Source organism: uncultured Senegalimassilia sp., assembly GCF_934630535.1.
In the GTDB taxonomy this organism is placed as follows: domain Bacteria; phylum Actinomycetota; class Coriobacteriia; order Coriobacteriales; family Eggerthellaceae; genus Senegalimassilia.
Window position 1 is genome coordinate 144,906 of record NZ_CAKTVU010000004.1, and the last position, 22,100, is coordinate 167,005.

17 protein-coding genes and 1 tRNA gene are annotated in these 22,100 nt (G+C 60.6%); 2 read left to right on the forward strand and 16 right to left on the reverse strand.

All coding sequences use genetic code 11. The features are described from left to right. Positions 1-193: 193 nt before the first annotated feature. The 7 genes from Q0D52_RS04215 to Q0D52_RS04245 form a co-directional block, all read right to left on the reverse strand. Entirely contained in the window at positions 194-838 is a 645-nt protein-coding gene (locus Q0D52_RS04215) for a CDP-alcohol phosphatidyltransferase family protein (protein ID WP_294360925.1), read from the reverse strand. A gap of 115 nt (positions 839-953) precedes the next feature. Continuing rightward, a complete protein-coding gene (locus tag Q0D52_RS04220) occupies positions 954-1,334 on the reverse strand; it encodes a 4Fe-4S binding protein (RefSeq protein ID WP_294360921.1) in 381 nt (126 codons plus the stop codon). 4 nt (positions 1,335-1,338) lie between these two features. After that, on the reverse strand, positions 1,339-2,427 hold the full coding sequence (locus Q0D52_RS04225; protein ID WP_294380429.1) for a nickel-dependent hydrogenase large subunit: 1,089 nt from the start codon (positions 2,425-2,427) through the stop codon (positions 1,339-1,341). Between the two features lies 1 nt (position 2,428). Next, entirely contained in the window at positions 2,429-3,475 is a 1,047-nt protein-coding gene (locus Q0D52_RS04230) for an NADH-quinone oxidoreductase subunit C (RefSeq protein ID WP_294380370.1), read from the reverse strand. Between the two features lie 5 nt (positions 3,476-3,480). Then, entirely contained in the window at positions 3,481-3,921 is a 441-nt protein-coding gene (gene nuoB, locus Q0D52_RS04235; RefSeq protein ID WP_294163421.1) for an NADH-quinone oxidoreductase subunit NuoB, read from the reverse strand. Between the two features lie 10 nt (positions 3,922-3,931). Further along, entirely contained in the window at positions 3,932-4,801 is an 870-nt protein-coding gene (locus tag Q0D52_RS04240) for an NADH-quinone oxidoreductase subunit H (protein ID WP_294380373.1), read from the reverse strand. A gap of 15 nt (positions 4,802-4,816) precedes the next feature. Continuing rightward, on the reverse strand, positions 4,817-6,736 hold the full coding sequence (locus tag Q0D52_RS04245) for a proton-conducting transporter membrane subunit (protein WP_294380375.1): 1,920 nt from the start codon (positions 6,734-6,736) through the stop codon (positions 4,817-4,819). A 572-nt stretch (positions 6,737-7,308) separates the two neighbouring features. Between Q0D52_RS04245 and Q0D52_RS04250 the strand changes: the two genes are divergently transcribed. Beyond that, positions 7,309-8,769 carry a DHA2 family efflux MFS transporter permease subunit gene (locus Q0D52_RS04250; protein WP_294380379.1) on the forward strand — a complete coding sequence of 487 codons (1,461 nt, stop codon included), beginning with the start codon at positions 7,309-7,311 and terminating at the stop codon, positions 8,767-8,769. Positions 8,770-8,945: 176 nt separating this feature from the next. Here the strand turns inward: Q0D52_RS04250 and Q0D52_RS04255 are convergent, their stop codons facing one another. The 8 genes from Q0D52_RS04255 to ileS form a co-directional block, all read right to left on the reverse strand. Beyond that, entirely contained in the window at positions 8,946-11,117 is a 2,172-nt protein-coding gene (locus tag Q0D52_RS04255) for an ATP-binding protein (protein WP_294380381.1), read from the reverse strand. Beyond that, positions 11,110-11,937: an ABC transporter substrate-binding protein gene (locus Q0D52_RS04260; protein ID WP_294380383.1), complete on the reverse strand. Its 828-nt coding sequence runs from the start codon at positions 11,935-11,937 to the stop codon at positions 11,110-11,112. The genes Q0D52_RS04255 and Q0D52_RS04260 overlap by 8 nt, the downstream gene beginning before the upstream one ends. A gap of 280 nt (positions 11,938-12,217) precedes the next feature. Continuing rightward, a tRNA-Pro gene (locus Q0D52_RS04265) sits at positions 12,218-12,294 on the reverse strand. A gap of 137 nt (positions 12,295-12,431) precedes the next feature. Further along, complete coding sequence (coaBC, locus tag Q0D52_RS04270; RefSeq protein WP_294380384.1) at positions 12,432-13,643, reverse strand: bifunctional phosphopantothenoylcysteine decarboxylase/phosphopantothenate--cysteine ligase CoaBC; 1,212 nt, start codon at positions 13,641-13,643, stop codon at positions 12,432-12,434. Then, positions 13,636-14,667, reverse strand: coding sequence for a ferrochelatase (gene hemH, locus Q0D52_RS04275; RefSeq protein ID WP_294362451.1), 1,032 nt, complete (start codon positions 14,665-14,667; stop codon positions 13,636-13,638). Before hemH ends, coaBC begins: the two co-directional genes overlap by 8 nt. Before the next feature lie 91 nt (positions 14,668-14,758). Further along, positions 14,759-15,826 carry an RluA family pseudouridine synthase gene (locus Q0D52_RS04280; protein WP_294380386.1) on the reverse strand — a complete coding sequence of 356 codons (1,068 nt, stop codon included), beginning with the start codon at positions 15,824-15,826 and terminating at the stop codon, positions 14,759-14,761. Then, a complete protein-coding gene (gene lspA / locus Q0D52_RS04285) occupies positions 15,827-16,387 on the reverse strand; it encodes a signal peptidase II (RefSeq protein ID WP_294380388.1) in 561 nt (186 codons plus the stop codon). It lies immediately after the preceding gene. Positions 16,388-16,392: 5 nt separating this feature from the next. Then, the gene (gene ileS, locus Q0D52_RS04290; protein ID WP_294380390.1) at positions 16,393-19,239 is read right to left on the reverse strand and encodes an isoleucine--tRNA ligase; all 2,847 of its coding nucleotides are present in this window, start codon (positions 19,237-19,239) and stop codon (positions 16,393-16,395) included. A 294-nt stretch (positions 19,240-19,533) separates the two neighbouring features. Between ileS and Q0D52_RS04295 the strand changes: the two genes are divergently transcribed. After that, on the forward strand, positions 19,534-20,427 hold the full coding sequence (locus Q0D52_RS04295; protein ID WP_294362443.1) for a DegV family protein: 894 nt from the start codon (positions 19,534-19,536) through the stop codon (positions 20,425-20,427). A gap of 98 nt (positions 20,428-20,525) precedes the next feature. Here the strand turns inward: Q0D52_RS04295 and Q0D52_RS04300 are convergent, their stop codons facing one another. Further along, entirely contained in the window at positions 20,526-22,100 is a 1,575-nt protein-coding gene (locus Q0D52_RS04300) for a YfcC family protein (RefSeq protein WP_294362441.1), read from the reverse strand.

The window sequence follows — 22,100 nt, forward strand, 5'->3', positions numbered from 1 at the left end:
GACGATGTTCTATTCCCTTGTCGTTGCGCACGAGATGAAGCGGTGCGGGAAGAAGTGCGGGCAGCCCCGTGACGGGGCGACCCCCCGGCGTGCCGCGGCCTTCCGGCATTCACGCGGGAAGGATCCCCCGAACGTGTTCGCGAACTAGGACGCTCAGAGCCCCTGCGGGGAGAACCGCTATGCTGCGGGGCGCTCACCTTGCGCGCCCCTTCGCCTCAAGCCTGCGGGCCTTCTGCATCTTGCGATATCCGGCCAGCAGATAGTACAGCGTGGTGAACAGGCCGAGCACCAAACCGGCGTACACGAACCAGATTCCCCAGGAGCACGCCTCGGAACCGAAGCCCGGCAACCAGGACGCATCAAACCAGCCAAGACCGCCAAGGAGCGGCATGTTCAACAGAAGACCGGCGAACCCGACGAACAGAAACGTGGTGGCTACCTTGCCGGGATAGATGACGGCGACGCGCTCGTGATAACGCTTCAGCAGATACGCGCCCCCGATCAGAAGCATCAGGTCGCGCCCCAGGACGACCACCACGATCCAGATGGGCAGGCGGCCGACCAGCATGAGGCCGATCACGCCGCAGCTCATGAGGATCCTATCGACCGCAGGATCAAGCAACTGCCCGAGCTTGGACACGCAGTGCGTGCGACGGGCAAGCTGACCGTCGATCCAGTCGGTGCCCGCAGCAAGCGCGAACATGAACGTGGCAAGCAGATCGTAGCCGTTGAGCAGCAGCACCATATACACCGGCACCATGCACAACCTGATGAAGGAGATGACGTTAGGAATGGTGAAGATGCGGTTGGTGACTTCTTCGGTTTTCTGAGCTGACATAGGTTCCCTACCCCGTGGCTTGCGACGCAACACGGGGCGCCCGAAAGCGCCCCGCGCAAGTTTCGTTTCCGATTATACTAACCTACCCCACACGCAAAGGTTACGATTGGTCTACCTATTCACCGGCATCTTCACGTTTAGGAGCCGCTTTGGGCTGCTCGGGAATGGTGAAGGTATGCACGCTTTTTTGGCGCGACACGCTTTGGTAGGTAGGCTCCATGGTCAAGCTGCCCTTAGGGCACTCATAGGTGCAGCTGCCGCATTGCACGCAACGGAAATGGTCGATGGACCAGGTGCGGCCCTTCTTATCCACCTCGATGGCGCCGCAGGGGCAGCGTTTCACGCACAGGCTGCACAGGATGCACGTGGCCTCGTCGACCACCACATGGCCCTTCAAGCCCGCAGGGGGTTCCTTTTTCACAAACGGATACAGCACGGTCTCGGGCTTCTTGAACAGCGAGCCGAACGTCATTTTTCCAAGTTTGAATCCGCTCATCGCTCTACCTTTCCGTGCAGCTGATGCAGGGGTCGATGGTCAGGATGATGTTGTTGACATCAGCCAGATCGCAACCCTTCAGGGCGATAGTCATGCCTGCGATGTTTTGAGAGGTTGGCGTGCGCATGCGCATGCGCTCCAAGAACTTCGTGCCGTTGCCGCGAGCATAGTAATAGCACTCGCCGCGAGGCTGCTCGAGCACGTTGCAGGCCTCGGCGCCGTCGGCAGGGTTGCCCTTGACCTTCACCTCGATGTCGCCGGCGGGCATGCGGGAGATGACCTCTTCGATGATGTCGATGGACTGCAGCACCTCAAGGCAACGAACCTGCACGCGAGCATAGCAATCGCCGTCGTTGGATAGGATGGGCTGGAACTCGGAAAGCTTGCCGTACCAGCCGTTGCCGAGCATGCGAACATCGTAGTTCACGCCCGAAGCGCGGCCGAACGGGCCGACCATGCTTTCGGCCACGGCATCGTCATGGCTGACATAGCCCACGCCCACCAGGCGATTCTTCACCGACGAGTCGGTGAGCAGCGTGTTCATGATCTGACGGTAATCTTCCTTCAGGCCCTCGAGCACCTGCTTGATGTAGGCGAACATGGCGTCGTCGACGTCGCGAACCACGCCGCCGACCTTGACCACGGAGAAGATGACGCGGCCGCCGGTGGTCTTCTCGAAGATGTCGAGCACGCGCTCGCGCAGGCGCCAGCAGTGCATGAACAGGCTCTCGAAGCCGAAGGCGTCGGCAGCCAAGCCGAGCCACAGGATGTGCGAATGGATACGCGAGAGCTCATGCCACATGACGCGCAGCGCCTGGGCCCTGTCAGGGACCTCCACGCCCATGAGCTGCTCGACCGTTTCGGCGTAACCCATGGAATGGCCGAAGGCGCAGATGCCGCAGATTCGTTCGGCCACATAGATGAACTGGTTGTAGTCGCGCGTTTCGACAAGCTTCTCAAGACCGCGATGCACGAAGCCGATCTGCGGCATGGCCTCGATGACCTTCTCGTCCTCGACGACCAAATCCAAGTGAAGCGGCTCGGGAAGAACCGGATGCTGCGGGCCGAAGGGGATGACGGTTGCCTTTCCCATGCTACTCACCAGCCTTTCCACTGTCCTGCGCTTGGCGCTGCTTCTCCTCGAATGCGGCGCGCACCTTGGCGGCCTTCTCCGGGTCCATGTTCTTCAGGCGCTCCTCGAGCACGGCGACCTTCTCATCATGCTCTGCCTGGGCGGTTTCCTGGCGGGCACGCGCATCGAGCGCGGCGCGCACCTTGGCGGCCTTCTCGGGATCGAGCTGGGCGAGCTTGGCGTCGAGCTCGGCCTGCTGCTGGGCCGTTGCCTGACCGGTGGCGCGCTGGCTTTCCATCTTCGCCTCGTTGGCAAGCGCCCCGCGAACCGCCTGGGCCTTTTCGGGGTCCATGTCCGCGAGCTTGGCCTTAGCTGCCATGGCAGCGCGCACCTTGGCGGCCTTCTCGGGGTCCATGGCCGCAAGCTTGGCCTCAAGCGCCTCGTCGTACACCTGCGGACGGGCGGCCTGCGCCTCGGCCTCGGCGCGCTTGGCCTTTGCGGCGAGCGCGGCCTTGACGCGGGCGATCTTCTCGGGATCGGCGCCGGCCATCTTCAGCTCGATGTCCTCGGCGTTTGCCGAAGGCGCCACGCCCGTGACCTTGCCCTTCGCATCGGGATGCGAAGTGACGAAGCTGGCGTTGGCGGCAGCGGCCTGGCGGGTGCGCTCGGCCTTGGCGGCAGCGGCCTTCTTCGCCTTCTCGCGGGCGGCCTTCTGGGCCGACGAGATGATGGTCATGGGGGTAGGCTGCGCCGTGGCATAGAAGTTACCGCCGAAATCGATGGCGATGTTGCGGACGTTCACGCCGAACAGGTCGTGGATCTCGTTCTCGAAGACGAATGCGGCGATAAAACGGTCGGTGATGCTTGGAATGGGAATCTCGGGCGTGACGCCTTTGATGGTGAACACCTCGAGCACGCCGTCTTTCATGAACGTGTACTGCACGTCGATGCCGGCCTCGGTGTTGACGGCGAGCACCTGCACGAAGCGATGGCCTTCCTTCTGCATGCGCTCGGACAGGGCGGGCAGGCCCTCGACCGAGATCTCCTGGTACTGTGCGGGTATTGCCATGACGCTTACGCCTCCTTCCCGTTCTTCATTGCAGCGCGCTTCTCCTCTAAGATGCCGACGGCCTCGACGACCGCATCGATGATGGCCTCGGGGCGCACCGCGCAGCCCGGAGCGTACACGTCGACGGGGATAGCCTGGTCGACGCCGCCGATGACGTTGTAGCAATCGTGGAAGATGCCGCCGGAGCATGCGCAGATGCCGCATGCAACGACCACCTTCGGCTCGAGCATCTGGTCGTAGATCTCCTTGACGACCGAGATGTTCTGCTCGTTGACGCTGCCCGTGACCAGGAAGATGTCAGCGTGCTTGGGGTTGCCGGTGTTGATCACGCCGAAGCGCTCGGCGTCGAAGCCCGGGCACAGGGCCGCCAAAACCTCGATGTCGCAGCCGTTGCAGCTTGAGGCGTCGTAGTGGATGACCCACGGCGATTTCGCGAAATAAGCCATTGCGACCTCCTTACAGGTACATAAGGACGGCGATGTTGATGCCGCCGGCCACCAGGGCCACCGCCCACGCGCTCTTGAGCATGATCTGCCACTTCACGCGGGCGAAGTTGTTGTCGATGAGGATTTCCAGGAAGAACGCGGCAAGAGCGGCGACCACGGCCAAGACGATGGAGACGGGGTTGCCCCACACGAAGAACAGGCCGATCCAGCCAAGCGCCAACACGTTCTCGCACCAGTGCATGACCTCCACCTTCGCAAGCGTGCGGCCGCTCATCTCGGTGGTGATGCCCTTGACGAGCTCCTGGTGCGCGTGATGCGAGTAACTCAGGTCGAAGGGGCTTTTGCGCATCTTGATGGTGAGGATGAACAGAAAGCCCAGGAACGCGATCCAGGTGCCTGCAATGGCCGGGCCTTCGAGACCGAGCACGGCGCAGCTGTTGAACGAGCCCGTTGCCAGGAAGAACACCACGGCGATGAACAGGCTCATGGGCTCTTCGGCCATGATCTGCAGCGCCTCGCGGGCAGCGCCGACCTCGGAATACGGGCTGCGGGTGCAATACGCGGCCAGGATGAAGAACAGGCTTGACAGCGTGAGCACGAACACGGACAGCAGCAGGTTGCCGCCGCCGAAGAAGATGCCGCCGGCGATGATGGCGAACAGCAGGGCGCACGTGATGTAGGTGCCCTCGACGTTGTTCACCGCTGCGCGGTCCTTCTCCAGAAGCTTGCGGACATCGTAGTAGGGCTGCAAGATGGGCGGTCCGACGCGGCCCTGCATGCGAGCCGACAGCTTGCGATCAAGACCGGCAAGCAGGCAACCGATCACAGGGGCGAGCACGGCGAAGGCGATGGTGCCCACGATGATGGGGATCAAATACATGAGACACTTCCCTTCCTAGAGCAGTCCGTACAGCGTGGCGATTGCTGCGCAGAACCCGATGACGATGATGATGCTGGTTGCCCAAACGCCTACCGGAGCGACCTTCGGCTCGCCGAAGACGCCTTCCATGTACCAGTTGCGCGACGTTGCCATGGTTTCGCCGGACAAGGAGTTGTGGAACGTGCGGTTCGCGTTGTTCACGCTGACGCCGGCAAGGTATACGGGCACCTGCTTAACCTGCTGGGAGCCCAAGCCGCCGAACAGGACGATGAACACCACAGCCGAAAGCAGGGCGGCCACCCACAAGTTCGCCTGGCTGACGCCCTGGGAGCATACGCCGAACACGTCGAAGATGTAGGGCTCGACCAGGAACGTGGACAGGACGGGCAGGCCCACGCAGCACAGCATGGAGAGCACGGCCATGACCATGAGCGCGATCCACTCGCTGCGATGCACGGTGGTCTCGACGTTCAGGGGATGGGCGGCGATGCCCGAAAGCTTGCCGAGCCATTTTGCCCAGAACAGGAACGTGGCCGCAGAACCGAAGCCCAGGATGAGGATGAGGGCGACGTTGCCGGTGTCGGCGAAGCTGACGAGCGTGCCCCACTTCGCGATGAGCATGCCGAAGGGCGCCACGAACATGATCATGATGCCGGCCATCATGAAACGGGCCAGACGCGGCATGCGCTCGAACATAAGGTCCATATCCTCGATGTCGCGGCTGCCGATGTGATGCTCGGCGGTGCCCACGCACAGGAACAGGAGGCTCTTGGCCACAGCATGGAACAGCACCAGGAAGGTTGCCGCCCACACGGCCTCGGGGGTGCCCACGCCGGCACAGGCCACGATCAGGCCGAGGTTGGCGATAGTGGAGTACGCGAGCACGCGCTTGGCGTTGGTCTGCGAGATGGCCATGAAGCTGCACAGCAGGAAGGTGATGCCGCCCACGAGGATGGTCATGACAGACGCCACCGGGCATACGAGGAAGATCGGCGAGAGCTTGATAAGCAAGAACACGCCGGCCTTAACCATGGTGGACGAATGCAGCAGCGCGGAGGTGGGAGTAGGTGCCACCATAGCGCCGAGCAGCCAGGTATGGAACGGCATCTGAGCCGCCTTGGTCATACCGGCGAACGCCAACGCGACCGCGGGCAGAGCCGCAAGCGCCGGAGCCATGACGCCGGCGGCGATGAACTCCACGAGCGAGAGCGTATCCATGGTCAGCGCGATGGCGAACAGCGCCACCAAAAAGCCGATGCCGCCAGCCAGGTTCATGATGATCTGGCGGAACGCGTTGTTGATGGCCTCGGGCGTTTTGGTGTAACCGATGAGCAGGAACGAGCACACCGTGGTGATTTCCCAGCCAGTGAACATCCACAACAGGTTGTTGGAGAACACGATGACGTACATGGCGGACAGGAACAGGAACATGAGGGCGAAGAACCTCGGACGACGATCCTTGGCATCAGCCGGCTCATGGGCCTGGAAATCCTCCATATAGCCCAAAGCGTAGATGCAGATGCCGCTGCCGACGACGCCGATGATGAACGTGGTGACCAGCGTGAGGCTATCCAGGTACAAGCCGTACTGCACTTCGATACCATGTGCAACGAACACGTCGAACACCACGGAACCGACGACCTGCACCACAGCAAGCACGCATGCCAGGACGTTCTTGTACTTCACGCCGAAGCACAGGATGACCGCCGCGATGACCAGGCCGATCATCGTACATACGATATCGATCGCACCTGAAGAGAACTCGATCCCGACCCACGGCGTGCCCAGGTTGGCCAAAACCAGCCAAACCGACCCGAATCCGATGATCACCGCTGAAGAGCACACGATGACGCGTCGCGCCGTCTCGTTGCCCACGAGCAGCAGCACACCGGCCACGAGCAACGGGAACAGAATCAGAAACCCGATGAGAGCCACGCTGCCTCCCCCTTTCATTTTCCTTGCTAGCCGAATCCGACGCAGCAAACCATGCGGCGCCGCTTAAAGCCGAACGTGCCCGGACGTCGGGCACGGATAGCACTCTACCATCCAATCGTCCATTTCCCCTTGCAGCATTGAGGGCGGGCGGTATGCTCGGTAAATGGGTCTGTTTTACCAACAAAATACCGGTAGACGGCATATAGGGGTGTTGGTTCGCCTCTGTCGAAGATATTGGGTGAACGTTCCGAACAGTTACGGCTTGACCACGAAGCCAGAGCAATCCGGCATCGAGGCCTTATTGATATCAGGTGCAATGTTTGCATGACGATTCAGTGACATAAACGAAACGCCCGTTCGTGCGCCGAACGTTTTGCTAGGATAGCAAACCGTCATGTTCCAATCGCTTGTTAACATATTCAAACATATTCGCCACACAGACTGCATGCTGTGCGCGCCTGCCACGCTGTGCGCCTTCGGCGCATGCAGCCTGTCCTCCATGCTCATATGATGCGTGCGCGTTGAACACGCGCATTCGATCAATATCATATCGGCTTTTGGAGGATCTTCTTTTGAACAACGCAAGCTCCGCTGCAGCGCACCGTGTTCGCATCACGGGCGTTGTGGTCTTCGGCGCCTTCCTGGCGCTTCTCAATCAAACCGTCATGTCCCCTGCCCTGCCCGTCATCATGGCCGATTTCGCCATCGATGCCTCCACGGCTCAATGGATTATGTCAATATATCCCCTGGTGAGCGGCATTATGGTGCCGGTTTCAGCCTTCTTGATCGATCGTTTCACCACCCGTCAGCTATTCTTCGCCGCAACGGGCGCGTTCGCCGCGGGAACGGCGCTGTGCGCTTCGGCGCCCACCTTTTTCCTGCTGATCTGCGGCCGCGTGCTGCAGGCGGCCGCATCCGGCGTGCTGCTTCCGTTGGTATCGGTGGTTCCCATGCTGGTGTTCCCCGTGGAGAAACGTGGTACCGCCATGGGCATGGCCGGCATCGTGATGTCGGCGGGTCCTGCGATCGGACCCGTTGTCGGCGGGGCCATCATCGATGCGTACGGATGGCGCGCTTGCCTGGGCTGCATCGTGCCGCTGGCCCTTGCAGCGCTCGTATGCGCCGTGTTCTTGCTCGACAGCGTCGGGGAAGGCAAGCGCCCGCATCTTGACGTACCGTCGATCGCGCTTTCCACCGTGGCGTTCGGAGGCATGCTGTACGGTTTCTCGAGCGCATCCTCGATGGGATGGACGAGCCCGGTGGTGCTCGGATGCATCATCGCAGGCGTTGCCTGCTTGGTGTTGTTCGCACGTCGTCAGCTGCGCCTGGAAGATCCGCTGCTCGATCTTAGGTGCCTGAAATCGGGGGATTTCGCCGTTGCCGCCATCGTCGTCACCCTCATCAACGCGGCATGTCTGGTCACCAACACCATCCTTCCCATTTTGCTGCAGACCGCGATGGGCGCGACGGCGCTGCAGACCGGCATGGCGATGCTTCCCGCCGCCGCGGTCGGCATCCTTATCAGCCCCATCTCGGGCGTGGTGTTCGACAAGTTCGGCCCGCGAGCCATATCCGTAGGCGGCCTGACGCTCATGACCGTGGCGCTGTTCGCCCTGTCGCACATGGATGCAAGCTGCTCGATCGTGATGGTGGCGGTGCTGTGCGCCGCACAGGCGGCGGGCCAATCGTTGGCGAACATGCCCGTTAACACCTGGGGCATCAATGCGCTTGAGAACAGCCAAATCGCCCATGGCAACGCCATCGCCAACACCGGACGTCAGGTTGCGGGCGGTCTGGGAACCGCCATCATCGTGACGCTCATGACCACCGTCACGTCGAACGCTACGGTGCAAGGCGCGGCAACCGTCGAGGCGACGGTGTCGGGCACAAGCGCAGCTTATATGGCGTGCTCCGCCATCGGCTTGGTGGCGTTGATCTTCGGCGTGCTGAAGATTCGCGAGGCAAAGCAGGTGCGACAGCAGCCCCATGTGATTCGCGACACCGTCGCGAATACCGCAAAAGCCGGCGAATAGCACGATCCCAACCCCATGCAGCATAACGGCTCGAATCGCAACCTGCGGTTCGAGCCGTTTTTGCACCCAGACAAAACGCGATCGCCGAAGCATGCATCACACGCATCAAGGATGCGGATTCAGATAGCTGGAGATACCAGGTTACCTCCCCTCTTAAGCGATCCCGCTGCAATACCCTACTTCTTTTTCGCCGCCGAGATCTTCGCAAGAGCGTCGATGAGCTTTCCCGAATCGATAGGTTTCGCCAAATGCCCGTCCATGCCGGCTTCGCGGCAGCGGACCTGGTCCTCGGTGAAGGCGTTGGCGCTCATGGCCACGATGGGAATAGCCTGCGCATCCTCGCGCGGCAGCGAGCGTATAGCGCGCGTTGCCTCATAGCCGTCCATATTTGGCATCATGATGTCCATGAGTATCAGGTCGAACGTACCGACATCCGCCTGCTCGAACACGCTGAGCGCTTCGAGGCCGTCATCTGCGCACGTCACCTTCGCACCAGCCTCGGTGAGGACGAACTCGGCGATTTCCCGGTTCAGATCGTTGTCCTCGGCCAACAGTATGCTCAAGCCCTCGAGCGTTGCCTGGCTATGCGCACGATGATCGAGCTGCGTTGACGATGCTTCAAGATCAATGGCCAGCGGCAAGGTGATAATGCAAGTCGTGCCCTCGCCCAAGCGGCTCTCGTATGCGATATCTCCGCCCATCAACTCCGCAAGCTGCTTGGCGATGACCGTTCCCAAACCCGTGCCCGTCGCGTGCTCGGCGTTCTTTTGCTGCTCACGGGAGAACGGATCGAACATTCGCTCTTGGAATTCCGAGCTCATGCCGATGCCCGTATCGGCGATGACGAACCGATACGTAGCCGCCCCGCCTTCATAGGCATGCTCCGTACACGTGACGCGCACCGCACCGCCCGGCTTGTTGTATTTCACCGCATTGCTGGCGATGTTCATGATCAATCGCTTAAGATGCAGCGAACTTGCCATGACCACGGGATGGACGATACCGCTTCGATCGCAGCTGATGGTCACGCCGAGCTGTTGGGCTTGCCGCTCCATGATCTGGCAAACCTCCTCGACGACCTCGACAAGGTTGGTGGGCTGCAGGTCGAGCTTCACCTCGCCGCTTTCGAGCTTGCTCATATCAAGGACCTCGTTCACCAATTCGGAGAGGATCCCCGATGCCGTCCAAATCTTCTGGCGGCACTCGCGCTGCTTGGCAAGGTCCCCATCATAGGCGTTGGCAACCTCGACCATACCGCGGATACCGTTGATAGGCGTACGGATATCATGGCTCATACGCTGCAGGAACTCCGTCTTCGCCCTGTTAGCGCTTTGCGCCTGATGCGCCGACTTCGCAAGACGATCGGCGTACTCGCGCTCCTGCTGTACCAGCTCATGCAGGTGCTCGTGCTCTGACCGGCGCCTGAACAAAGCGAAAACGACAACGACGATGCAGTACAGCGCAACGACGACGGATGTGAACCCCACCACGTCACCCAAACATGCGGAAACAGGCAAAAAGGTGAACACATAGTAATCGCGAGCCTTGTCAACCGAGGCGATGTAAAGCTTCGAACCAGACAGCAACAGCGTGGTCTTTCCAAGCGAGCACCGGGCTTTGATGTCCTGGACGACCTGCGCATCAACGGGATCGAGCTGGATCTCCCCGCTCATTTGATCCGTGATCATGTTGGCAGCAACGGCCAAACCGTCGGATTCCACGACGATATCGCCGCTGTCCCGCACATCGTAGCCGGCTAACATGTTCTGCAGCGAAAGCAGGTAACGATCAGAGAACGCCTCGCTGGTGTAATAGCCTGCGACGACGATGCCCGGCTCGTCGATACGCGCTGCGCAGCCCACATCGATATACGAGCCGTCATCGAAGGCGATGCGCGTACCGTAAACCTTGTTGGTATGGTCGATCACCTCAAGGGCGACATCATCCGTGACCTCTTGTTGCACCATCTGGAATGTGACGTCGTTGTTGGAGTACGAGCCTACAAGCTGGCCATCAGCGGTCAGGACGAATGCATTCGAGATGCCAAGCTGTCGCGCCATCTGCTCAAGACCGGCTTGGTCGACGCTATCCGCGCCATATGCGATATTTCGAGCCAGCTGCGTAGCGTTCTCGAGCGCAAGAACTTGACTGGTCATAGCAACCGAATCATTGAAAGAATCGTAGATCAAGCTCTGCGATTTCGCAAAACCGACGATATTGTCGGAGCGCTCGGCAGCTTGCTTGAACACCGATCCGAAACTGAGCAAGCCGCTCACGCAGACGACCACGATCCCGATGATGACGACGATCCCCCAGAAACGTCCGCTTAGCTGATTCGTTTTAGCCACGCACATCACCTACCCGAAGATACGGTGAAGGATCATCGAAGTACTTCGAAAGGATCTGACGCATGGTTCCATCTTCGATCATGTCGTGGAATGCGCCCGATAGTGCAACGTCGATACCGCGATCATCGTTCAGGTCGAACGCGCAGCCAAGACCGACATCGAGCAAGGAGTCGTTCAGGATACGCACGTCAACACCGTAATCTTGCTCGTATTGCAAGATAGAGGTCTCATGAGCGGCTATAGCATCCACATAGCCCTTCAATAGCGCAGGCACCAGGTACGAGCGATCGGAGAAGCTGAGCACGCTTCCCACCTCAGGCACCTCGGGATTCGTGCGGTTGAGAAGAATGCCCTCCGGTTTCGTGGTGGATTGCACGGCAACGCTTTTGCCCTCAAGGTCGGCGAAGGAGGCGATGGGGCTCGAAGGTTCCACAGCGACCACCTGGCGGCTTTTCATATAGGGACCGGCCCAGCGATAGTCCGACTCACGCCCGGTCATGGAGAAGGAACCGGCGATGCAATCGAGCTCACCTGTGGCAAGCAGCTCGTTTTTCTTTTCCCAAGCGATGTATTTGAATTTGGGTTTATATCCGATGCGGCCAAGCGCCTCGGTAAGGATATCGACATCGATGCCGCTGGGATTTCCTTCGGCATCATCGGAGGCGAACGGCGGATACGGATCGGTGCCGATCACAAGCGTTTGCAGTTCCGGAGAGCTTGAAGGTTCGTTCGAACTTGAGGAAGCGCAGGCGGCAAGCATACACACCGCTAACGCCAACATGGCGATGAGCGCGATAAGCTTCCAATTTCGCATGTGCATCCTAACCTCGTTGACACCCCCTACGCAGTATAACCGAACCCTAGGGATTACCTCAGGAAAACAGGGTGTTGCGGGATTGATGCGACCATCAGAATGTAGGCCCGCTCCCATCAATAGATTGCCCATGCGGCACCAAAGCTAATGCCGTTGCGCACGACGTTTAGCCGCAACGCAAATGCCGAGACAGCAGCAAGCACGGAAGCGCATGCGCGAACCCGAGAGAACATGACGCGAATAAAAAAGCGGGTCTCAAGTAATCATGAGACCCGCTTGTGTAAGCTGGTCGGGTTGACAGGATTTGAACCTGCGACCCCTTGACCCCCAGTCAAGTGCGCTACCAAACTGCGCCACAACCCGAACTTTCAATTTGCTGCTGTCCGAAGCAGCTCGTTTATAATACCAAAACCAGGAAAGCGCGCAAGGGGTAATTTCAAACTTTTTTGCGAATCGCGAAAAACGTTCGACCTGCACGCATGGCGAAGGCGCACCGGATCCTAACGCAGGTACTCCAGCGCATGATCGAGGATCACGTCCGCCAGCTTATCCTTGGGCATGCTGGGCTGCTCGTCGACCTCATCGGCATCCACGAAGCACACCGCATTATCGTCGGTCCCGAACGCCAGCCCCTCGCCCACGCGATTCGCGACGATGACATCGGCGTTCTTCTTCACCAGCTTCGCCTGGGCGTTGGCGATGACGTTGTCGGTTTCGGCGGCGAATCCCACCACAACCTGATGCGGCATCTTCTTGGCCCCGAGCGTGGCAAGGATATCCGGGTTCTCAACCAACTGGATGGTGCCTAGGTCGGCATCGGCCGCGCCCTTCTTCAGCTTGTGATCGGCGGCATGAGCCGGACGCATATCGGCAACGGCCGCGGAGAACAACGCGATATCCGCCGAAGGGAACACCTCTTCGCAAGCCTGCAGCATCTCAAGCGCGGTCTTCACGTTCACCACACGAACATCCGTGGGTGCGGGAATGGAGACGGGACCGGAGATCAACGTGACCTCGGCGCCGCGACGGCGGGCAGCACGCGCGATGGCGTAGCCCGTCTTGCCGCTTGAGCGGTTGGAGATATAGCGCACCGGGTCGATAGGCTCGACGGTAGGCCCGGCGGTGATCATGACGTGCTTGCCCTCGAGGTCCTGCTTCACTCCCAAAACCTCGAGCGTGCGCGCGACGATGGCGGCAGGGTCGGCCAAACGACCGCGTCCAACATCGCCGCAGGCCAGATAACCCTCGTCCGCCTCGACGAACACGGCGCCGCGGATGCCGAGCTTGCCGATGTTGTATCGGGTGGCGGCGGCCTCGTACATGTGCACGTTCATAGCGGGCGCCAGCACGAGCGGCGCGGTGCATGCAAGGGCCGTGGTGGTGAGAAGGTCATCGGCGATGCCGTTGGCAAGCTTCGCGAGAACGTTCGCCGTGCAAGGCGCGATGACGAAAGCATCCGCCTCCTCGGCAAGCGAGATGTGGTGGATCGGGTCGGTGGGATCGTCGAACAGGTCGACCGCCACTTTCTCATGGGTAAGCGATCGGAAGGTGACGGGATCGACGAAGTGCGTGGCATGCTCGGTCATGCACACCTTCACGCGGACCCCGGCCTTTTGAAGGCCGCGGACGATCTCACAGGATTTGTATGCGGCGATGCCGCCGGAGACGCCCAGCAGCACGGTTTTCTGAGGTTTTGCAGCCTCGCTACTCATGATGATCCTTCCCGGTTAGATACGGCGCCAGCACATGCGCAAGCACCGAAGCATGCATCGGCGTGCCATTGAGGCACGGAACATACACGAATTCGCTCCCCTCGTACGAACGTCCGGCTTCCTCAACCGCCTGACGGTACCAGGGCACCAACTCGTAATCGATATCATAAAGGGTTTCCAGGCAATCTACGGCGAAATTTGGGCAAACCATGAAGACCCGACCCTGCCGCGCGCGTGCCCAACGCTCAAGAACCCCGCGCGTGAAAGGCTGAAGCCATTCTCGGCTTTTGTCGAATCGGCAGTTATAGCCGATGGTCCATTGCGTACGGTCAAGGTGAAGCTTCCCCGCCACCGCCAAGGCGGTTGCACCGGTCTGGGGCTCGTAGGTATCGCCCTGCTCGATGTCCTTGATAGGAATGGAGTGGTAGTTGAACAGCAGCCTGTCGCCCGCCTGCGCATCAAAGCCCGCAGCCGAAACGGCGTGCGCGACGGCTTCGATATAAGCGCTATCCATGCCATAGGACTCCACAAACGTCACCGGAGCCTGCCACGACAGCTCCGTCATGGCCGCGGCAACGCCATCCTTGACGCTCAGCGTGGTGGAATGCGCGCTTTGCGGGTAGAGCGGGAGCACGATCACCTTCGCGCAGCCTTGTTCGCGAAGCGCAGCAAGGGCATCGCCGATTGTGTCCTCGCCATAGCTTTGCCCCACCTGAACGCGCACATCCATGCCCTCGCTGTGCAGGTGCTGCTCGAGCAGCACCCGAAGCTTGGCATGTTCAACATCGAATGGCGACCCGGCTTCCGTCCAGATCTTCTCGTATTTCTTCCCGGACTTCACCGAACGCGCAGGCAGGATGAACAGGTGCAGGATCAACCACCAGGGCGCCTTGGCCATCGGCCGTATGCGCTCATCCATCAAGAACCTCCCCAAATACCTGCGCACATCATGCGGTTCAGGGCTTTTCGGCGTGCCCGTGTTCGCGAGCAACACGCCGATACGTGGGTTCTCACATGCCGTCATAGATAGCATCTCCAAACTTCATCTGCAATAAGAAGGCGGCCTCTAAAGCCGCCTGAGATAACGCGCCTTACGGAAAGCACGTTACCAAATACTATAGGATGCCGAAATCCTCCAGATGGTGTACCGGAGCCGTCGGATGCGGGGCCTCGGCCAGCATCTCGAACACTTCCCTGCCCGCTTCGGTACGACCGCAGCTGCGAGAAGCAAGTTTATCGAGCACCGCCGCAAGATCATCGGTGAGATTATCGGCAAAGAACAGGTCCTCGCCCGTCATAGGCTGCGTGAACCCGACCTGGAAGGAATGCAGGAACTGACGGTCCAAACCGAAGTTGGCATCGGCATCCTTAGGCGCGCCGGAGTTGTACACCGGATCGCCCACCAGCGGATGCTTCGCATACTGCATATGAACGCGAATCTGATGGGTCCTGCCCGTGTACAGCTTGCAGTCGATAAGGGTGTAGCCGTTGTCACGCGGACCATGCTCGAAGCGCTCGAGCACGCGGAAGGTGGTAAGGGCGTCTCGAGCTGAAGGGCACTCGCGGACAGCCATGCGCGTGCGCTCGTTGAGGGAACGCGCGATAGGCGCATCGATTATGCCGGTATCGTGCGGGATGACGCCGTGCACGAGCGCAAGATAGCGGCGATCGACCGCACGGTCGCGGATATCGGCCATAAGCGCCAAACCGGCGGCATCGTTTTTTGCGGCCAGCATAAGGCCCGTGGTGTCTCGGTCAAGGCGATGCACGATGCCGGGGCGATCGCTTTCGCCCTGAACGTTGCACAGATGCTCGACTCCGCAATGGTAGACCAAGGCGTTGACCAACGTGCCATCGGCGTGATCGACCGACGGATGGCAAACCAACCCCGCCTGCTTGGAGATGACGAGCACGTCATCGTCCTCGTAGCGGATGTCGAGCGGGATGGCCTGGCCCTGCACGGGGCCCTGCTCAGGGGCATCGGGCACCTCGTACACCACCGTATCGCCGGCGCACAGCGAATGCTTCTTGGCAACGGTGGCGCCGTTAACGTACACAGCGCCATCTTCCACAGCCCGGGCCGCCGCGCTGCGGCTTGGATACAGCCCGCGCGCCGCCAACACGGCATCGATGCGCGAACCGGCATCATCGGCGCAGGCGGTATAGCTTTTCAACGCACCCATCTAGCGCACCTCCTTATGCTGGCTTTCACGGACGATCCAAGAGATCAGGAACAAGGCCAATCCGCACGTCACGCCGATATCGGCGATGTTGAACACGGGGAAATCGATGAAGGCAAGGTCGACGAAGTCCACCACGTAGCCCAAGGCGAACCGATCGATGGCGTTGCCTATCCCCCCGCCGATGACAAGACCTAGCCCGATGAGCTCGGGCCAGCTGATGCGGGCGCGCTCGTATACCGCGAACGCCGCTAACGCTGCGCACATGACGATGGAGAACACGCCCAGAGCAGCCGTGGCGCCCGAGAACATGCTCCAAGCGCCGCCGGTGTTGTGGACTAGATGAAGGCTGAACAACCCCGCTATGGGGTCGGACAGGACGCTGCCCGCGACATGGGCGTTCATGCCGAACTTGACCGCCTGGTCCAGGGCGATCCAGCAAAGGGCCAAAACGCCCATCGCCCCAAGACGAAGCGCCTGGGAGCGCACCGAAGGCGCGGGGCCGGCGCATCCTGCGTCGGCCCCTTCGCTTCCAGCGATGATCGTAGGTTCATGCTGGGTCAAACCGTTTACTCCTCGGTGAAGCCGATGGCGTCAAGGGCATCGCCGCAGCGCTGGCACACATCGGGGTGGTTGGCATTTCCGCCAAGCTCGCGGTAGTTCCAGCAACGCGGGCACTTATCGCCCTCGGCGGGCTTGACCTCGCATGCAAGCTCCTCGCCTGCGGCGAACGCCACGCCGGACACGATGAACAGCTCCTCGAACACGGAGGCATCGAAGGCGAAAAGCGCATCGAGGGTTGCCTGCGGAGCGGTCACCGAAACGGTGGCTTCCTGGCTCTTGTTGATGACCTTGGCGCCGCGGGCGTCCTCGAGCGCCTTGGTGACCACGTCGCGAACCTCAAGGGCGTTGCCGAAAGCGGCGAGCACCTTTTCTTCGGCAAGCTTGCCGGGAAGCGCGGGCACGAAATCGGAGCGGTGCGGCCAGCCTGCCAGCTGTACGTTGCCCACGCGGCCCTCGCGGTTGCGCATGGCCTCGGGATAGCACTCCCACACCTCATCGGCCGTGAACGACAGGATGGGCGAAAGCACGCGCACGAGCACTTCCAAGATGTTGAATAGCACCGTCTGCACGGCACGACGACGCGGGCTGTCGGGCGACTCGGAGTACAGGCGGTCCTTCGTGACGTCCATGTAGACGCTGGACAGATCGTTGACGAAGTCGTACACCGCGCGGTAGACGCCGTTGAACTTGAAGCTGTCGTAGGCCTGCTCGACGTCGGCAAGCAGCTGGGCGGTCTTGGCCATCATGTACTGGTCGATGGGCTCAAGGTCGTGCCAGTTGGAGATCGCGTTCGCCTGATCGTCGAAATCGGACAGGTTGCCCAGCAGGAAGCGGAACGTGTTGCGGAAACGGCGATACGCGTCGGAGACCTGCTTCAAGATGTTGTCGGAAATGGACACGTCCTGCGCGTAATCGGCCGATGCCACCCACAGGCGCAGAACATCGGCGCCCCACTTGCTGGTGACATCCGCCGGGTCGACGCCGTTGCCCAGGGACTTGGACATCTTGCGACCCTGCTCGTCGACGGTGAAGCCGCAGGACAGGATGTTCTTATACGGTGCGCAGCCATATGCGCCCACGCTGGTGAGCAGGCTGGACTGGAACCAACCGCGATGCTGGTCGGAACCTTCCAGATACATATCGGCCGGGAACGTCAGGCCCTCGTCAGCGCGGTGCTTGAGCACGCTGGTGTGCGTGACGCCGGACTCCCACCACACATCGAGGATGTCCTTTTCCGGAATAAGCTCGGTGCAGCCGCACTTCTCGCAGTGCGTGCCGTGCGGCAGATATTCGCTGGGCTTCTTGGTGAACCAGGCGTCGGCGCCCTCTTCGTAGAACAGCTTGATGACGGCGTCGAACGTAGCCTCGTTGGCAACGGTCTCGCCGCACTTGGCGCACTTGAACACGGGGATGGGCACGCCCCAGCTGCGCTGACGCGAGATGCACCAGTCCGGACGATCCGACACCATGGAACCGATGCGGTTGACGGCCCAGGCGGGATAGAAGGTCACATCGCGCTCGATGGCGTCCATGGCCTTGCCGCGCAGGCCGTTCTCCTCCATGGAGACGAACCACTGGTCGGTGGCGCGGAAGATGACGGGCTCATGGCAACGCCAGCAATGCGGGTAGCTGTGGCTGATCTTGCGTGCAGCCACGAGCGTGCCCTGCTCGCGCAGCCAATCGATGATGACAGGGTTGGCGTCGTCGGTATCAAGCCCGGCGAACGGGCCGGCATCCTCGGTGAGCACGCCGTTGTCGTCGACGGGCATGAGGATGGGGATATCGAACTGCAAGCCCACCAGGTAGTCGTCCTGGCCATGGCCCGGGGCGGTATGGACGCAGCCGGTGCCGGAATCGAGCGTGACGTGGTCGCCGTAGATGATCTTGCCCTTGAGGTCTTGGCGGATGGGGCAGGTGTAGGTAAGGCCGCACAGCTCGGTGCCCTTAAGGGAGATGGGCTGGCCGTCCTGGCCGCACACGAGCGCATAATCCTCCCAGCCGGCAATCTCGGCGACCTGCTCGACGAGCTCCTTGGCGAAGATGACGTTGCAGCCGTCGACCTGGACCATGACGTATTCGGCGTCGGGCATCAGGCACACGGCGGCGTTGGCCGGAAGGGTCCACGGCGTGGTGGTCCAGATGAGGACGTAGGCATCGCCGGTGGCGCCGGCTGCCTCGAAGATGCCGGGCATGGCGTCAAGCTTGAACTTCACGTAAACGGACGGCGAAACCTCGTCGGAATATTCGATTTCAGCCTCGGCCAGGGCCGTGTGGCACTTCTTGCACCAATGGATGGGCTTGCGGCCGCGGTAGACCTGGCCCTTAAGGTACATGTCACGGAAGATCTCGACGTTGCCCGCCTCGAAGTTGGGGATATACGTGAGATAAGGATGCTCCCAGTCGGCGTTGACGCCAAGGCGCTTGAAGCCGTCGCGCTGGATGCCGACGTATTTCGTTGCCCACTCGCGACAAAGGCGGCGCAGCTCAGGCTGGGGCGTTTCCTTCATCTTGTCAGGACCCAAGGTGACCTCGACCATGTGCTCGATCGGCTGGCCATGACAGTCCCAACCCGGCACATACGGGGTGAAATACCCGCGCTGGGCGTGGCTTTTGTTCACGAAGTCCTTCAGCACCTTGTTGAAGGCGTGGCCGATGTGGATAGGGCCGTTGGCATAAGGCGGGCCATCATGCAAAACGAAGGGCTTGCCGTCCTTGTTCTTCTCGAGAACCTTTTCGTAGATGTGCTCCTGCTCCCACTTCTCAAGCCTTTTCGGCTCGGACGCCGGCAGGTTGCCTCGCATCGGGAAATCCGTCTGCGGGAGATTCATGGTGTTCTTGTACGTGTTCGCCACGAGTTCGCGCCTTCCTTTTGCCTAACTATGCCCAGGCGGAACATGCCGCCCTTGCTTATAAACCCGTTTAGTATATAGGAAACGGATGGCGACGAAGCGCGCGCAGGCCACATTCCGAAAAAGCACTCAGAGAAAACGCGGTACCGTTCATTGCGGTTATGCAACGATATGGCTTCAGAAGGTTATACTGTTGTGGACATATACGCCGAATACGGGGAGTTGCGCCGCAATCCGCACCCAACCTCAGGGTGTCGCGACGTCGCGTCCCATGGACGAATAGCTGCAAGGAAAGGCATGATCATGAACCGAAGCTTCGAGATAGTTACCGACTCTTGTTGCAACCTTACCGAGGAGACCATCGACCGCTTCGAGCTGCACGTGCTCCCGCTGACGTTCATGGCCGATGGGGACGACACGGTATACCGCAGCTATCTCAAAGGCCGGAAAACCGATTTGTCTCAGTTTTACACCATGATGCGCGAGGGCAAGGTGTTCCGCACCTCGCTTCCCAACCTCGCCGACACCGAGAAGCTGTTCCGCAGCCTGCTCGACCAGGGCAGGGACATCCTGTACCTGGGCTTTTCGAGCGGCTTGTCGGGTACCTACGAGGCAACGGAGCTTCTAGCGCAGCAATTGCGCGAGGAATATCCGCAGCGCAAGCTGCTGACGGTGGACACGCTTTCGGCATCGGGCGGACAGGGCCTGTTGGTATGGCATGCGTGCCAGCGCGCCGAGCAGGGCGAGGACATCGAAGCGGTGCGCGATTGGACCGAGGCCAACAAGCTGCACCTCGCCCATTGGTTCACCGTCGACGACCTGATGTTTCTGTGGCGCGGCGGCCGCGTCTCGAAAACGAGCGCCTGGGCCGGCACGCTGCTCAACATCAAGCCGGTCATGCACGTGGACGACGAGGGGCACCTCATCCCCTTGGAGAAGGTGCGCGGGCGCAAGAAATCGTTGACCGCGCTGCTCGACCACATGGAACGCTCCGGCAACGCGCCGATCGCCGAGCAGACGGTGTTCATCACCCACGGCGATTGCATCGACGACGCGAAGTGGCTCGAAGGCAAGATCCGCGAGCGTTTCGGCGTCAAGGACGTGCGCATCAACTACGTCGACCCCGTCATCGGAGCGCATTCCGGCCCCGGCACCATGGCGCTGTTCTTCCTGGCCTCAAGCCGCGACTAAGGCAACCTGCCCTCCCGGCTCCAACGCTCTACCCGTTTACGCAGCATGAAAAAGGCTCCCCGCAGGGAGCCTTTTTCATAAGGAGTATGTTTGCGGCATTATGCGAGCATGACCTGCGCGCACAGGAGGATACCGCCGAACACCAAGGTGAACACCACGATGGGCCACACGAACTTGAACCACTTGGAGTACTTCATATCCAACATGGTAAGGGTTGCCAAAACCAAGCCGGTAGGTGCGAGGTAGAGCATCGCGTACTGACCCCACTGATAAGCGCAGACGATGGAGTAGCGATCGATGCCGACCGTATCGGCGAGGGGGGCCATAATGGGCATTGCCAGAACGGCCAGGCCGGAGGAGGACGGGACCACGAAGCCGAGCAGGAAGAACAGCAGCATCATGATCAGGATGAACGCCGGACCCGCCATACCCTGAACCGCGTTGGAGGACCAGAACAGGAGCGTGTCGGAGATCAGACCTTCTTCCATGATCAGGTTGATGCCGCGGGCAAGGCCGATGATCAGGGAAACGCCGACCAGCGAGGATGCGCCGTTGATGAACGCGTTCACCACGGTCTTCTCGTCGGTACCCGAGATGAACATGATGATGATCGAGATGGCCAGGAACATGGCGGCCATCTGCGGGAACCACCAGTGCAGGTTCATGACGCCGTACACCATCAGGACGAAGGCGGCGATGAACAGCACCAGGATGGCCTTCTTGCGCAGGCTGAAGCCCTCTGCGTGGGCAGCGGCGGTCTCGCCGCGTTCAACGCTGAACAGCTGAGCGAAATGCTCGCGATCCTCGTAGGTGTAGGAAGCCTCGGGATTTGCCTTGATCTTCTTGCAGTACCAGTACAGGTAGCTGATGACCACGATGGCACCCACGATGCAGCCGCCGACGCGCCACTCGAAGCCCTCCATGAAGTTGATGCCCGCCGCGTTCGAGGCGATAACGACGCTGAACGGGTTGATCGTGGAGAACGTGGTGCCCATGGAACCGGCCAGGAAGATAGCGCCGACGCATACGATGGAGTCGTATCCAAGCGCTAGGAATACCGGTACCAGGATCGGGTAGAAGGCCACAGCCTCCTCTTCAAGGCCGCACGAGGTGCCACCGAGGACCATGAGCAGGGCGACCATGAACACGAGCAGGAACTCATGTCCCTTGGTCTTTTTCGTTAAAGCCATCAGACCGGATTCGAACGCTCCGGTTGCGTTCACCACGCCGATCAGACCGCCGAGCACCAGGATGAACACCATGATGTCGACGCCGTCGATCGTACCGGATACCATTGCCTGCGTGATGTCGGCTGCACCCTTGGGCTGAGCCTGAAGCTGCTCATAGGTGCCCGGGATCGAAATGGCCTTCGTGATGGACCCGCCGGTGAACTGCTCGATGTCGATCTGCACGCCGAGCTGGTCGAGCTCGTCTTGCGTAGCGGGCACTTCGCTGATCTCACCTTGCGGGCTTGTGACCGTGAGCACATTGGAATCGGCCACGTACTGAAGCTTCGCGTACTGTCCTGCCGGCACGAACCACGTTGCGATAACCGCGATGATGGTCAAGACGAACAAGATGGTGAACGCTGTCGGGAAACTAAGCTTCTTCCTCTTCTTCTCCTTCACCACGGGCCCGCCTGCGGAGTCGACGGCAGCGGCCTCGGTAGACAT

What these genes read in the sequence shown, in the direction of transcription:
- hemH (WP_294362451.1), bottom strand. Translation starts at nt 14,667, where the DNA reads ATGACGGCATGTGAGAACCCACGTATCGGCGTGTTGCTCGCGAACACG.
- Q0D52_RS04260 (WP_294380383.1), bottom strand. Translation starts at nt 11,937, where the DNA reads ATGCACATGCGAAATTGGAAGCTTATCGCGCTCATCGCCATGTTGGCG.
- Q0D52_RS04215 (WP_294360925.1), bottom strand. Translation starts at nt 838, where the DNA reads ATGTCAGCTCAGAAAACCGAAGAAGTCACCAACCGCATCTTCACCATT.
- nuoB (WP_294163421.1), bottom strand. Translation starts at nt 3,921, where the DNA reads ATGGCTTATTTCGCGAAATCGCCGTGGGTCATCCACTACGACGCCTCA.
- Q0D52_RS04280 (WP_294380386.1), bottom strand. Translation starts at nt 15,826, where the DNA reads ATGGGTGCGTTGAAAAGCTATACCGCCTGCGCCGATGATGCCGGTTCG.
- Q0D52_RS04230 (WP_294380370.1), bottom strand. Translation starts at nt 3,475, where the DNA reads ATGGCAATACCCGCACAGTACCAGGAGATCTCGGTCGAGGGCCTGCCC.
- coaBC (WP_294380384.1), bottom strand. Translation starts at nt 13,643, where the DNA reads ATGAGTAGCGAGGCTGCAAAACCTCAGAAAACCGTGCTGCTGGGCGTC.
- Q0D52_RS04225 (WP_294380429.1), bottom strand. Translation starts at nt 2,427, where the DNA reads ATGGGAAAGGCAACCGTCATCCCCTTCGGCCCGCAGCATCCGGTTCTT.
- Q0D52_RS04220 (WP_294360921.1), bottom strand. Translation starts at nt 1,334, where the DNA reads ATGAGCGGATTCAAACTTGGAAAAATGACGTTCGGCTCGCTGTTCAAG.
- Q0D52_RS04300 (WP_294362441.1), bottom strand. Translation starts at nt 22,100, where the DNA reads ATGTCTACCGAGGCCGCTGCCGTCGACTCCGCAGGCGGGCCCGTGGTG.
- Q0D52_RS04295 (WP_294362443.1), top strand. Translation starts at nt 19,534, where the DNA reads ATGATCATGAACCGAAGCTTCGAGATAGTTACCGACTCTTGTTGCAAC.
- Q0D52_RS04240 (WP_294380373.1), bottom strand. Translation starts at nt 4,801, where the DNA reads ATGTATTTGATCCCCATCATCGTGGGCACCATCGCCTTCGCCGTGCTC.